Consider the following 13,777-nt stretch of genomic DNA (forward strand, 5'->3'; position numbering starts at 1 on the left):
AGTCCAATGCTTACCAAGGATGGAGGTCATACCATGAAGAAGCTGCTCGCTCTGCTCCTCAGCACCGCCCTGCTCTGTGGGACGGCTCTCCCAGCCCTGGCCGAATCGGGAAATGCCGATGCCAGGCTCACCCAGGTGACCCAGGCCGTCAAATCCACTCTGGACCTGGACACCACCACCTACACCGATTTCCACGGTGACAGCACCGAGGACGCTCTGGCCCCGGTATGGTATCTCACCTGGACCGGAGACACCGGCTCCCTCACCATCGAGGCTCTGGAGGACGGCACGGTAATCTATTACTCCATATCGGAATACACCGAGACGCCGGAGCCCCTCGCCAACAGTACCCTGCCCGCCTTCCCGGCGGTGGACAACGATGCCGCCACAGCCGCTGCCCAGGCATTTCTGGACAAGGTGCTGGACAAGGGTGTTGAGTCGGCAGAGCTGAAGCTCGTCAGCTCCCCCGACCTGAATGGCGGAGACTACCGCTTTTTGGCTGATATCCTCTTAAATGGCCTGCCCTCTCCCCTGTCCCTCTCCATCACCGTCCGGGCAGAGAACATGGAGGTAATTCACTTCAACCGGGATGTACTGGCCAATTCCTGCCTGGGGAACATCCCCTCGTCCACCCCCAGCACCACCCAGGCCCAGGCTACTGCCCTTTTGCGGGATACTCTGGACCTGCGCCTGGAATACGTTTCTTCCGAGGATAGGCTACGCCGCCCTGGCCCAGGGTCTTGGCCTGGTGGAGGGCACCTACGCTGGCAACCGCACCGCTACCCGGGCCGAGGCCGCCATCCTTCTCTACCGGCTCATGGAGAGCTGACCATCACAACAACCAAAGACCGCCGTCCGGCATAGCCGTACGGCGGTCTTTTCTCTCTTCTCTCTTTCGCGGTGATTCAGCGCAGGTCCTTGACGGCCTTGACGATGTTCTGGGCGGTAAGGCCGTAGTGCTCCAGCACCTTGGCAGCGGGGCCGGAGCAGCCGAAGGTGTCCTGGACGCCCACACGGCGCACAGGGGTGGGCAGCTTCTCACTGAGGAGGGCACAGACCGCCTCTCCCAGGCCGCCGATGACACTGTGCTCTTCGCAGGTAACGATACGACCGCAGGCCTTGGCGCAGTCCAGCACCAGCTCCTCGTCCAGGGGCTTCACGGTAGCCAGGTTGACCACCCGGGCGGAGATGCCCTCGGCGGCCAGCAGCTCGGCGGCGTTCAGGGCCTCGGCCACCATGAGGCCGTTTGCCAGGATGGCGGCATCGGAACCCTCCCGAAGGACCTCGCCCTTGCCGATCTGGAATTTAAATGTGGCCTCGTCGTGGATAACGGGCACGGCGGACCGGCCGAAGCGCATATAGACGGGGCCCTTGTGCTCATAAGCGGCCTGGACCATGGCCCGGGCCTCCACGTCGTCGGCGGGAGACATGACCACCATGCCGGGAATGGAGCGCATGAGGGCAAAGTCCTCGCAGCACTGATGGGAGGCACCGTCCTCGCCCACAGACAGGCCGCTGTGGGTGGCGCCGATCTTCACGTTCAGATGGGGGTAGCCCACGGAGTTACGGGCCTGCTCGAAGGCACGGCCGGCGGCGAACATAGCGAAGCTGGACACGAAGGGCACCAGCCCCATGGCGGCGGCACCGGCGGCGGCAGCCATCATGTTGCCCTCGGCGATGCCGCAATCAAAGTGGCGCTCCGGGAAAGCCTTTTTAAAGGTGCCCGTCTTGGTGGCGCCGGCCAGGTCGGCGTCAAAGACCACCAGGTCATCATGGATCGCGCCAAGCTCCTTCAGGGCGTTTCCGTAGCTGTCCCGGGTGGCGATTTTTTTCACATCGGCCATCTTACATCGCCTCCACTTCTGCCAGCCGGGCCTTCAGCTCGGTCATGGCCTGCTCATATTCCTCGTCGTTGGGCGCCTTGCCGTGCCAGCCGGCCTGGTTCTCCATGTAGGAGACTTCCTTGCCCTTGGTGGTCTTCATCACGATGGCAAAGGGGACGCCCTTGGTCTCCCGGGCCAGGGTGAAGGCGGCCTCCATGGCGTCGAAGTCGTGGCCGTCGATCTCGGCCATGGCGAAACCAAAAGCCCGCAGCTTCTCCGGGATTGGATAGGGACTCATGACATCGGCAATGTTGCCGTCGATCTGGAGTCCGTTGTTGTCGATGACCACACACAGGTTGTCCAGCTTGTAGTGGTGGGCAAACATCATGGCCTCCCAGACCTCGCCCTCCTGGATCTCACCGTCGCCCAGCAGGGTGTAGACCCGGCAGGACTTGCCCATGTGCTTGGCGGCCAGAGCCATGCCGGCGGCGGCGGAGATGCCCTGGCCCAGGGAGCCAGTGGACATATCCACACCGGGGGTCTCGTTCATGTTGGGATGGCCCTGGAGGCGGCTGCCCATCTGGCGCAGGGTCTTGAGCTCCTCCCAGGGGAAGAAGCCCCGGAGGGCCAGGGCGGCATACAGGCCGGGGGCAGTGTGCCCCTTGGAGAGGACAAAGCGGTCCCGGTCGGCCCACTGGGGGTTCTCAGGATCGATGTTCATCTCTTTGAAGTACAGATAGGTAAAGAGGTCGGCGGCGGACAGGCTGCCGCCGGGGTGCCCCGCCTTGGCGGCGTGGGTGCCCTCGATGACGCCCATGCGCACCTGGCAGGCCAGGGCCATGAGGCGTTTTCTTTCATCAGCGGTCATAGCACGGCTCCTTTCCATATGGTCTCCGGCGGCCCCTCAGGGGCGAAGGCCGAAGCGGTAGACAGTGGTCTGGTGGTACTCCTCCCCTTTGACCAGCAACGCCGAGGGGAACTGTGGCTTGTTGGGGGCGTCGGGAAAGGTCTGGGTCTCCAGGCAGAAGGCCCAACGCTTGGCATAGGGCGCCCCGCCCTTTCCGGTGGGACAGCCATCCAGGTAGTTGCCCGAGTAGAACTGGATGCCCGGCTGAGTGGTGAGCACCTCCATGGTGATGCCGGTGTCCGGGGACCAGGCCCGGGCGGCCGGACGGAGCACCCCGGCGGGGCCGTCCACCACATAGTTGTGGTCGTAGCCCCCTGCCATGGTGAGCTGGTCAAAGTCATCGTCCACCCGCTCCCCTATGGCCCGGCCAAAACGCAGGTCCATGGGGGTGCCCTCCACCGGCGCGATCTCACCGGTGGGGATGGACCCGGCATCGGTGGGGGTGTAGCTCTGGGCGTAGACCTGAATGCCCTGGGCTGTCACCGGTCCGCTCTGGTGACCGGAGAGGTTGAAATAGGCGTGGTTGGTCAGGTTACAGAGGGTATCGGCACTGCTCCTGGCTCTGTAATCCAGCACGATGCTGTCCTCGGTGAGTCGGTAGGTCACCGAAACATCCAGGTCGCCGGGGTATCCCTCCTGGCCGTCAGGGCTGTGGAGGGTGAGGGTGGCAAAGTCGGCGCCCCCCTCCGACACGGTCCACACCTGCTTGTCGAAGCCCACCGGTCCGCCGTGCAGATGGTTCTTCCCGTCGTTGGCCCGAAGAGGGTATGCTTTGCCATTCAGGGTGAACCGGCTGTCGCCGATGCGGTTGGCGTACCGGCCGATGAGGGCCCCCAAGAACTTGTCCTGGCGGAGATAGTCCTCCAGGGTAGGCAGGCCCAGAAGCACATCCACCTCCCCGCCCTGCCGGTCGGGGACGATGAGGGAACGCAGGGCGCCGCCGTAGGTGAGAAGCTCACAGGAGAGCCGTCCCTTCCGCAGGGTGATGAGCGATACCGGCTGCCCATCGGGCAGAGTGCCGAAGGGTCGAAGATCGAAATGGTCCATGTTTCCCTTTCCTCCCGTCGGTCAGCCCTAACCGTAGTAGGCGCCGGGGCCGTGCTTACGCAGATAGTGCTTATCCAGCAGCTCCTGCTGCATGGGGGGCAGGCCGGGGGTGAGGGCCATAGCGTGGAAGGCCATGAAGGCCACCTCCTCCAGCACCACGGCGTTGTGGACGGCGTTGAAGGGATCGGTGCCCCAGGTGAAGGGGCCGTGGCTATGGACCAGCGCGGCGGGGACCTGTTCGGGGTCAATCTTCCCCTTCTGGAAGGTCTCGATGATGACGTTACCCGTCTCCAGCTCGTACTCGCCGCCGATCTCGGCGGGGGTCATTTTCCGGGTACAGGGGATCTCACCGTAGAAGTAGTCCCCCTGGGTGGTGCCGAAGGCGGGAATACCCCGCCCGGCCTGGGCAAAGGAGGTGGCCCAGCGGCTGTGGGTGTGGACCACACCGCCCAGCCCCTGGAAGGCCCGATAGAGGGCCAGATGGGTGGGGGTGTCGCTGGAGGGCTTGTACCGACCCTCCACCCGCTCACCGGTCTTTAAGTCCACCACCACCATGTCGTCGGGTCCCATCTCGTCATACTCCACGCCGGATGGCTTGATGACGATGAGGCCCTGCTCCCGGTCAATGCCGGAGACGTTGCCCCAGGTGAAGGTGACCAGTCCGTGCTTGGGCAGCAGGAGGTTGGCCTTGCAGACCTGCTCCTTGAGTGCTTCCAACATATGCGTCTTCCTTTCCTCCGCAAAAGTTCCGCCGGGCAGGGACGGAGCCTCTGCCCGGCGGCGGGACCGCCCGTGCCCAGAACTTCTTCAGCTTCCAGGCGATGTCGTTGTAGAAGAGCTCCTTCTCCAGAGCCTCCACGGTGGTATCCTTGGTGATGTGGACGAACTCGATGCCCATCATAGTGGCCCAGTCCTTCATCTGCTCGGCGGTAACGTCGTAGCTGAGGACGGTGTGATGGGCACCGCCGGCGGTGATCCAGCACTCCACGCCAGTGGTAAGGTTAGGCATGGCCTGCCACATGACACGGGCCACAGGCAGGTTGGGCATGGGCATGATAGGCTTCACACAGTGGATATCCTGGCAGATCAGACGCAGCCGACCGCCCATATCGATGAGGGAGACCACGATGGCGTCGCCCTCCTTGCCCTCGAACACCAGACGGGCGGGGTCCTCCCGATCGCCGATGCCCAGGGGGTGGACCTCAATGCGGGGCTTGGCGGCAGCCACGGAGGGACAGACCTCCAGCATGTGGGCGCCCAGGCTGTACTCCTGGCCCTTCACCAAATGATAGGTATAGTCCTCCATGAAGGCGGAGGCGCCGTTGCCGTTCTCACCCATGGCCTTCATGATGGCCGTCATGGCGGAGACCTTCCAGTCACCCTCGCCGCCGTAGCCGTAACCCTGGGCCATCAGGTGCTGACTGGCCAGGCCGGGCAGCTGCTTCATGCCGTAGAGGTCCTGGAAGGTGTTGGAGAAGGCCTTGCAGCCCTCGGCGTCCATCATCTTCTTCATGGCGATCTCTTCCCGGGCCTGATAGCGGACGGTCTCCATATCGTCGGTGGCAAAATCGTAGCTGGCCTTGTAGACGTCCATGAGGGCATCGAGCTCCTCCTCAGTGACGGCGTCCATGGTCTCCACCAGCTTGCCCACCGGCCAGGTGTTGACCTGCCAGCCCAGCTTGGCCTGGACCTCCACCTTATCGCCCTCGGTGACGGCCACCTCACGCATGTTGTCGCCGAAACGCATGACCTTCAGCTCTTTGCTGACGGCCACGCCGATGGCGGCGCGCATCCAGGCGCCCAGCCGCTTCTGGACATCCTCGCCCTGCCAGTAGCCGGCGATGACCTTCCGGGGCATCCGCAGCCGGGCGGCGATAAAGCCGTGCTCCCGGTCGCCATGGGCGGCCTGGTTCAGGTTCATGAAATCCATGTCGATCTCCTCGTTGGGGATCTCACGGTTGTACTGGGTGGCGAAGTGGCAGTAAGGCTTCTGGAGATTCACAAAGCCGTTGATCCACATTTTGGAGGGAGAGAAGGTGTGGCACCAGGTGATGATGCCCAGGCAGTTGTCGTCGTGGTTGGCCTCCTTGACCACATCGGCGATCTCCTTGTTGGTCTTGGCGGTAACCTTATACACCAGCTTGCAGGGCAGGTTACCGGAAGCATTGAGCTTATCGGCCATCTCGGCGGCCCGGGCGGCTACGGTCTCCAGCACCTCGGGGCCGTACAGGAACTGACTGCCTACCACAAACCAGAATTCTTTGTTATCCATGTTTATGACCTCCAATTTGTCAAAACATTGTCCTTATTTCAAATGTTCCACAGCGGCGCGTTCCACCGCCAGGCCGGGCAGGTACCGGGCCATAAAGGCCTCAAAGCCGGACTAATCCTCCGCCCGCGGCGGCAGCGTGACCACCTTCTGACCTGCAAAGACCTGATGATCCAGATAGTCCTCCAGGCTCTGACCCGGCTGGTGCCGGACCAGATAGGCCGCCAGCAGGGCCATGCCCCAGGGGCCGCCCTCGCCGGCGGTCTCCATGACGGACACCGGCGCCCCGGCGGCGGCGGCCATGAGCCGCTGACCCGCCTCGGGGGTCTTGAAGAATCCGCCGTGGCCCAGGAGCCGGTCCACAGCCACATGCTCCTTAGCCAGGATGTCCAGGCCCATTTTCAAAGTGGCCAGGGCTGCACACAGCTGGGCCCGCATCAGGTTGGGGAAGGTGAGCCGGGCCTCGGGCGTACGGGCCAGCAGAGGCCGCCCCTCCTCCAGGTCAGCAATGGGCTCACCGGAGAGGTAGTTGCACAGCAGCAGCCCACCGCCGTCGGCCTCCCCCCTGAAGCGCAGAGGTGAACATGGCGGTAAAGACCTGGTTCATGTCCGGGGTCTGGCCCAATGCGGTAAGGAAGCCCTTAAAAACCTCCGCCCAGGCGTTGATCTCATTGGTGCAGTTGTTGCAGTGGACCATAGCCACCGGCTTGCCGGTGGGGGTGGTCACCATGTCGATCTCGGGATAGACCTTAGCCACGTTGTCCTCAGCGGCGAACCAAGACTCAGTGACATAGATCTCCTTCTCGGGGGTCTCGCCAGCCTCGATCTGCTTAATGATCTCGTCAACAGTGGGGGCAGCCATGGGGTTGCACTCAAAGTTGGCGTTGATCTTGCCGTCCATGACCATCTGGACATAGGGCTTGTTGGCGTCGAAGGAAACCAGGATCACGTCGCCGCCCACGCCGTAGGTAACACCAGCGTTGTCCATGGCGGTCATGGCACCAGCGGCCTCGTTATCGTTCTGGCAGATGACCACGTTGAACTGGCCAGCGTAGCTCTGGCAGTAGGACTCCATGACCTCCTGGCCGCCGGCCTCGGTGAAGTCACCGGACTGAGAGTCGAGGATGGTCCAGCCCTCGCGGTCAGCGATCTCCTTGAAGCCGTCGGTACGGCCGATGGTGGCGGAGGCGCCGGTGGAACCCTCGATGACCAGAGCGTTGATCTCGGTGATGCCCTTGTCGGCAGCATAGGCCTTCAGCCACTCGCCGCAGGCCAGGCCCTCAACCTTAAAGTCAGAGCCGACCCAGGACACATACTTGTCGGAGTCGTCGATGGTACGGTCGATGACGATGACGGGGATGCCGGCATCCTCACACTCGGTCAGAACGGCGTCCCAGCCGGTGGCCACGATGGGATCAATGATGGTGTATAGTCAACGCCCTGCTGGATGAAGTTACGGACAGCGGACAGCTGAGCGGCGGAGTCGTTGTCGCAGTCCACGAAGGACAGCTCATAGCCGTTCTCCTCAGAGAACACGTCCTGAGCGGACTTGGTGGAGGCGGTACGCCAATCGGACTCGTGGCCCACCTGAGCAAAACCAACGGTGATCAGGTCGCCGGTGCTGCCGGTCTCAGCGGGGGTAGTAGCTTCCACTTCGCCGGTCTCGGCGGGAGCAGGGGTGGAGGCGCTGCCGCCGCCGCAGGCGGCCAGAGAAAGACCCATTGCAAGAGCGAGCGTCATGGCGAGGAACTTTCTTTTCATTATTGATCTCTCCATTTCTTCGATTTTTGCCGTCGGCCCCCTGGAACTGGCCTCCGGACTTTGTACCTGCAGTATACTCCCGTTGGAAAACCATATAAATAATTCATCCGTATAAATGTATTTTTGTTTCATTAAACAATATAAATCTTGTTCTTTTTGCATCAAAAAGAAGTACAAATAAAAATTAATGTTCAAAATATTTTATATTTTCAATTTTATTTCAAGTTTTAAATGGTAATTCACAAAATAAGTTTTCATATATGAAATATATAATTTCCGCTTATTGTCCTGCATTTTTCACAAAATCCGCTTATTCTCCCCGTTAGTTTTTGTCTTGCTCAAAATTCTTCACAATTTATAGCACCAATTTCAGCGGTCACATTGTGTCAGTATGACAGGGCTCCCTTTCTGTCCCTGTTCCCTTTTTTCTTGTTCCTTTTCTTGTCATGCGTATAACTTTTTAATGATCGATGTATTTCTCTTGCAAACAAAATACAAATATGATATGATGATTGATGCCGATCCGGTATCCTTTTCCACGGTGGATCGATCATGTCCGCCGGCGTTGCCCGGCCGGAAGGAGGAGCGATGATGGCGCCAAAATATCAAATGGTGGCAGACGCACTGCGCAGCGGTATCCTGGAGGGCGCCTATGAAAAGCGCAGGCTTCTGCCCACGGAGCATGCCCTTTGTGAGCAATTTCAGGTGAGCCGCCAGACGGTACGGCAGGCGCTCTCTCTCCTGGCTTCCGAAGGGCTGATCGACCGCCGTCAGGGCAGCGGCTCCCATGTGCTTGAGCGCGCTCCGGCTGCGCCCGCCCCCCGCCGCTCCATTGCCATCGTCACCACTTATATCAGTGACTACATCTTCCCCAGCATCCTTCGTGAGGTTGAGACCGTCCTGGCCGCCAACAACAGCGCCCCTCTCCTCTTCGCCACTCAAAACCAGGTGGCCAACGAGCGCAAGGTCCTCCAGACTTTGCTGGATCTGGAGCCTCTGGACGGCGTGTTGGTGGAGGGCACCAAGACCGGCCTGCCCAACCCCAATCTAGACCTCTATGAGCAACTGATGCAGCGCAACATCCCACTGGTATTTATGAACGGCTACTATCCTCAGCTGGAAGGTCCTTTGGCCGTGCTGGATGACAACTATGCCGGAGGACGGGTGCTGGTGGAATACCTCTATGAAAAAGGGCACCGGGACATTGCAGGCATTTTCAAGGGAGACGACATCCAGGGGCCGCAGCGCTACTCCGGCTATATCGAGGCCCTCCGGGACCTGAACCTGCCCATGGATGACCGCCGCATCTTCTGGTATAACACCGAGCAGAAGGAATCTCTCCTCTCCGGCGCTCACCTGGACCCCCTTTTACGCAGCATGGAAGGCTGCACCGCTGTGGTCTGTTATAACGACGAGATCGCCAGCCGTTTGGTGGCTTACCTCATTAAACAGGGCGTCCGTGTCCCCCAGGATCTGGCTGTGGTCAGCTTTGACAACAGTCAATACAGTGAGCTGGCCCATCCTCGGATCACCTCCCTCTCTCACGGCAGTGAGAATGTGGGCAGTACTGCCGCTCAGCTTCTCATCCGCCTTCTTCAAGGCGAGTCCTGCCAATCTCAGCTGGTCCCATGGGTACTGATGGAAAAGGAGAGCAGCTGAGGGCTTTCAAATGCAAGACGCAGACAGAAAAACTCCTGCCATACGCCGGAGGCTCTCACAGGCTCCCATGTCCCTGACCGCCACCGACTACCGCCTTATCATCGTTTTCAACAGCGCCCTCATCACGCTAGGCAACGTTGGAATCCTTAATACGAACATAACTGAACAGCTCCAGTAAAACCGGACAATAGACAAAAGGCCCCCTAATGTAGGAAAATAAAGCTACATTAGGGGGTCTTGCTATGTCCGGAAAAAAAGGGATGAAAAAGTATCCGGTAGGGATACGAGAAGAAGTGGTGTCACGAATCCGCGGAGGAGAAAGCCAGCGTGCTTTATGTCGGGAGTATGGGATCAGCCGGTGGGCTATTCAGTGCTGGCTAAAGGAGCCTGTCCTTCCAAAAGCGCGGGGGCGTAAACCCGCAAAAACACTGGCGGAGTACAAGTATGAGAACAAACGGCTAAAGATGGAAAACGAGCTGTTGCGGGATTTTCTGCGCTCCACAGGAAGGAAGTGAGGCCAAGGGCAAAATACGCAGTAATCTACCGGCACAGAAACGAATATCCGGTAACCGTTATGTGTCGCTTCTTTCAGGTATCCCGCAGCGGATACTATGATTTCGTCCATCGTTTGGGCAGGCCGGAGAAAGACGCGGCCCTTGCAGAAATCATCGCGGAACAGCGAGAGCGCAGCTTTCGTACGTATGGCTACCGCAGAATGTGGCTGGTGCTGAAGAAGCGAGGCATCCACCGTAATCCCAAGACCATCCTGCGTATCATGGAGAAATATGGTTTGCTTGCGGAGATCCGGAGACGCAGAAAATGGCAGCAGATGGGGCAGCAAGTCCACAAGTACAAGAATCTGCTGAATAGGGAGTTTTATGCGAACAGGCCCAACAGCAAATGGGTGACGGACATCTCCTACATCCACACCAAGCAGGGCGTATTGTACCTGTCCATGATCCGGGACCTTTACGACAACAGCATTGTTGCCTACAAGACCGGCACAAAGCAGACAGTCAACCTGGTGCTGGACACCATTCGCCTGGCCATGCGCAAGGAGAAAAAGAGGGCCGCTGCGGAGTTGCAGCTCCACAGCGACCAGGGGTTCCAGTACACCTCGCAAGCATACTTCGACCTGACAAAATCTTATGGCATTACGCCTTCCATGTCAAGATGCGGAAACTGTTACGACAACGCTATGGCGGAAAATTTCTTTTCCATCCTCAAGACAGAGTGTATCTACCGCCATAAACCGGCCTCATTCTGTGAGGCCAATGAGATGATTGACCGCTATATCAATTTTTACAACCACGAGCGCATCCAGCTAAAAACTGGAGTGGCGCCGCTCACGCTGCGCCACTCCGCTTAAAACTTCATATTTCCCTACATTGAGGCCTTTTTGTGCTGTCCGCACAATTTGGGGCGGTTCACCCATAGGTGGGAAGGGCGGCTCTCTCTTTTTTCATGACCCGTTGGTCATGCTGCCGGCACATAGGGTTCTTCGCTCGTCGTTGGTGAATTGACGGGCCCCTGTGTTGATTCCGGAGTCTCTGTGGGCTCCGGCGACACCGACTCACTGGGAGACGGCGTCTGCTGTCCAGAGGAACCGTTCACGTTCTCCGGCCAGGTGGACTCGTCAAAGGGGTTGAATTTGTTGTAATCCTCCAGCCGGTCGTAGTCCTCCGGACCCGGCCATGTGCTGGGGTCGGTGGGGTCAATTTTCGGCTTTTCTGTGGGCTCCGGCGCCTGGGCGGTGGTGTGGACATCACAGTAGGCGGCGTCGCCCAAAGCGTTGATGTGTCCTGTGGTAAACTGATTATCCCGCACCGACACGGCAGCGGCAGCACCCTCGCGGGTGATATCCAGAATGCTCACTGTCCGGCGGCTCTCCGCGGGACAGTACTCCCCTGCCAGGTGATACATGCCGTTGGGATTGCCGTCAGCGTCCAGGAAGGGGGAATCCAGACAGATCTCCACATCCTTATGGACATCACAGACCGTGGTGGGCTCATCACCCTTGACGAAGGTCATGGAGATGATACGTGCCCCTTCGCCTACACGGGCGTCGTGGTAGCAGGCCTCATTGGGCAGCAGGCCGCTGTCGGCACACACCTGGACGGTGACAGTGCCCGCAGAGGGAGTTGGGAAGCTCTTGTCCTCCAGGCCCTCATGGATGGAACTCATCACTTTTTTCCAAGTGACGGCCGACTGCTGCTGGAGACTGGAGCTCATACGTTCGGGCTGATCATAGCCGCTCCAGACGGCAGCGGTGTAATAGGCACTGTAACCCACGAAATAGAGGTCACGGCGGGAGGTGGTGGTACCCGTCTTACCAGCAATGGTCATTCCGCTGAAGTTAGCGGAGGTACCAGTGCCGTTCTTGATGACGTTCTGGAGCATGGTATTGATATACCATGCGGTGGAGTCCTTCATGGCAGTGTGATACTCTGCCTGGTTATCCAGCAGGACGGTCACCTCACCGGTATCGGGGTCCACCCGCTCCACCTTGGTATAGGTCCGGGGCTCGATATACAGCCCGCCCCTGGGGAAGGTGGAGTAGGCAGCCGCCATCTCCAGGGTAGTGACACCATCGGTGAGACCGCCCAGAGCCATCTGAGCCAGACCAATGTCGGAGTAGACGGTGCCGTTGCGCTCCTCCTGGACCACCAGGTGGTCGGTGCTGAAGCCCAGGTTCTTTACCAGGAAGTCATAGGCCACCTGGGGACTGGTGTACTGGCCCAGGATCTTGACAGCCAAGGTGTTCACCGACTTCTGAAGACCGGTATACACGTTGGTGAGACCGCTATAATAGCCATAAGAGTTTACCGGCCAGGGAGAGCCGCCGTCGCCGTCAAAGCTGTAGGGAGAGTCATCGATGACGGTGGCGGGGGTGATGACACCCAGGTCCAAGGCGGGAGCGTACACCGCCAGGGGCTTGATGGCGGAACCGGGCTGCCGCAGGGACTGTGTGGCACGGTTGGTCAGCAGGCTGGCCGTCTTCTCGCCCACGCCGCCTGCCAGAGCCACCACGTTGCCGGTCTCATTGTCAATGACCGTGATGCCCGACTGGAGCTGCTGACCGGAGGAGGAGGTGCCACTGAAGTTGCTCAGGTCCTCATACACCGCGTCCACCTTGGCCTGGACCTCCGGGTCCTGGGTGCAGTAAATGGACAGGCCGCCATTGTAGACCATCTGGCTGGCCAGCTGGTCGGAGAGGTCATAGGTCTCCTTCAGGTCGGCGATGACGTCCCGGATGAGCTGATCCTCAAAATAGGAGTAGGCGGTTGTAGAGGTAGTCCCCTGCCCGCGGCCCACAAAGACCAATTCCTCCGCCACGGCGGCATCATGCTCGGCCTGCGTGATATAGCCCTGCTCGAGCATCTCGTTGAGGATGATCTCCTGGCGCTGCTTGTTCTGCTCCTTGGTGTAGTCAGAGATATAGGGGTCATACCGGGAGGGGTTGTTGGTGATACCGATGAGGCTGGCACACTCGGCCAGATCCAGCTCGGACACCGACTTTCCAAAGTAAGCCAGTGAGGCGGTACCCACACCGTAGCAGTTCTCGCCCAGGTAGATGTAGTTGAGGTACATCTCCAGGATCTCTTCCTTGCTGTAGTTGCGCTCAAACTCCAGGGCGCGGAAGATCTCCAGGATCTTACGTTTTACCGTTACATCATCGTTCTGAGTCATGTTCTTGATGAGCTGCTGGGTGATGGTGGAGCCGCCGTAGGTGTCCTTCATCCCCAAAAACATATTGAGGAAGGCACCGCCGGTACGACGCCAGTCCACGCCGTGATGGTTCCAGAACCGCTGATCCTCAATGGCCACAAGGGCATTGATCAGATTTTCCGGGATCTCCTCATAGTCCACCTTCACACGGTTCTCCTCACCGTGAAGGGTACGCAGCTCCTTGGTCTCGCCAGTGCTGGAGTCGGTGTAGTAAATGGTGGAGGACAGGTTCATGGAGTAGGCGCTGGCGTCCACATAGTCCTGCGGGATGATGACGGTCTTGATATACGTCGCGGCAAAGCAGGCCAGGATCGCGCCGGTGGTGCATCCGATGAGGAACAATGTGCCGATCACTTTCAATATTGTGACGGCAACCGAACCGCCTTTGCTCTTCCGCCGGGGACGCCTGGGGGGCTCCCCGTTCTGGTTGGTGGTGCGTCTTGTCTCTGCCAAGTGAAATACCTCCGTTCCCGGCCCAAAGGCCGCACGGTCCCATATACATTCGTAACATGCCCCTGACCGGTCCGCCTCTCCCTCCGGTCATAGAAAGGCTTTTATATTATAGTGGAAAAGCCTCTGTTT

At 59.6% G+C, this 13,777-nt stretch carries 13 protein-coding genes; 4 read left to right on the forward strand and 9 right to left on the reverse strand.

The genetic code is table 11. From position 1 onward, the window contains the following. The first annotated feature begins 33 nt into the window (after window positions 1–33). Window positions 34–864, forward strand: a complete 831-nt coding sequence (locus E0E29_RS12850; RefSeq protein ID WP_130850176.1) for a hypothetical protein — start codon at window positions 34–36, stop codon at window positions 862–864. Window positions 865–905: 41 nt separating this feature from the next. Here the strand turns inward: E0E29_RS12850 and E0E29_RS12855 are convergent, their stop codons facing one another. From E0E29_RS12855 to E0E29_RS19120, 8 genes are all read right to left on the reverse strand, one after another. Further along, window positions 906–1,844 (reverse strand): transketolase family protein, encoded by a 939-nt coding sequence (locus tag E0E29_RS12855; protein WP_130850177.1) that lies wholly within the window; start codon window positions 1,842–1,844, stop codon window positions 906–908. A 1-nt stretch (window position 1,845) separates the two neighbouring features. Further along, window positions 1,846–2,691, reverse strand: a complete 846-nt coding sequence (locus tag E0E29_RS12860) for a transketolase (protein ID WP_130850178.1) — start codon at window positions 2,689–2,691, stop codon at window positions 1,846–1,848. A 36-nt stretch (window positions 2,692–2,727) separates the two neighbouring features. Then, window positions 2,728–3,777 carry an aldose epimerase family protein gene (locus E0E29_RS12865; protein ID WP_130850179.1) on the reverse strand — a complete coding sequence of 350 codons (1,050 nt, stop codon included), beginning with the start codon at window positions 3,775–3,777 and terminating at the stop codon, window positions 2,728–2,730. Window positions 3,778–3,804: 27 nt separating this feature from the next. Then, the gene (gene araD / locus E0E29_RS12870) at window positions 3,805–4,497 is read right to left on the reverse strand and encodes an L-ribulose-5-phosphate 4-epimerase (protein WP_130850180.1); all 693 of its coding nucleotides are present in this window, start codon (window positions 4,495–4,497) and stop codon (window positions 3,805–3,807) included. After that, window positions 4,400–6,049: an L-arabinose isomerase gene (gene araA / locus E0E29_RS12875; RefSeq protein WP_242622497.1), complete on the reverse strand. Its 1,650-nt coding sequence runs from the start codon at window positions 6,047–6,049 to the stop codon at window positions 4,400–4,402. Before araA ends, araD begins: the two co-directional genes overlap by 98 nt. A gap of 111 nt (window positions 6,050–6,160) precedes the next feature. Beyond that, window positions 6,161–6,622 carry an FGGY-family carbohydrate kinase gene (locus E0E29_RS18265; RefSeq protein ID WP_341273120.1) on the reverse strand — a complete coding sequence of 154 codons (462 nt, stop codon included), beginning with the start codon at window positions 6,620–6,622 and terminating at the stop codon, window positions 6,161–6,163. Next, window positions 6,561–7,454 carry a substrate-binding domain-containing protein gene (locus E0E29_RS19115; protein WP_341273109.1) on the reverse strand — a complete coding sequence of 298 codons (894 nt, stop codon included), beginning with the start codon at window positions 7,452–7,454 and terminating at the stop codon, window positions 6,561–6,563. The genes E0E29_RS18265 and E0E29_RS19115 overlap by 62 nt, the downstream gene beginning before the upstream one ends. After that, entirely contained in the window at window positions 7,427–7,807 is a 381-nt protein-coding gene (locus tag E0E29_RS19120; RefSeq protein WP_341273110.1) for a type 1 periplasmic-binding domain-containing protein, read from the reverse strand. Before E0E29_RS19120 ends, E0E29_RS19115 begins: the two co-directional genes overlap by 28 nt. Window positions 7,808–8,398: 591 nt before the next feature. Here E0E29_RS19120 and E0E29_RS12885 point away from each other — a divergent pair. The 3 genes from E0E29_RS12885 (at window position 8,399) to E0E29_RS12895 (ending at window position 10,835) form a co-directional block, all read left to right on the forward strand. After that, window positions 8,399–9,466 carry a GntR family transcriptional regulator gene (locus tag E0E29_RS12885; protein ID WP_130850181.1) on the forward strand — a complete coding sequence of 356 codons (1,068 nt, stop codon included), beginning with the start codon at window positions 8,399–8,401 and terminating at the stop codon, window positions 9,464–9,466. Window positions 9,467–9,708: 242 nt separating this feature from the next. Further along, window positions 9,709–9,981: a hypothetical protein gene (locus E0E29_RS12890; protein WP_080907005.1), complete on the forward strand. Its 273-nt coding sequence runs from the start codon at window positions 9,709–9,711 to the stop codon at window positions 9,979–9,981. Beyond that, on the forward strand, window positions 9,978–10,835 hold the full coding sequence (locus E0E29_RS12895) for an IS3 family transposase (protein ID WP_130850182.1): 858 nt from the start codon (window positions 9,978–9,980) through the stop codon (window positions 10,833–10,835). Before E0E29_RS12890 ends, E0E29_RS12895 begins: the two co-directional genes overlap by 4 nt. A gap of 107 nt (window positions 10,836–10,942) precedes the next feature. Here E0E29_RS12895 and E0E29_RS12900 read toward each other — a convergent pair whose 3' ends face one another. Beyond that, the gene (locus E0E29_RS12900; RefSeq protein ID WP_130850183.1) at window positions 10,943–13,648 is read right to left on the reverse strand and encodes a transglycosylase domain-containing protein; all 2,706 of its coding nucleotides are present in this window, start codon (window positions 13,646–13,648) and stop codon (window positions 10,943–10,945) included. Window positions 13,649–13,777: the final 129 nt, after the last annotated feature.

The organism is Intestinimonas timonensis (assembly GCF_900626145.1).
Taxonomy (GTDB): domain Bacteria; phylum Bacillota; class Clostridia; order Oscillospirales; family Oscillospiraceae; genus Intestinimonas; species Intestinimonas aquisgranensis.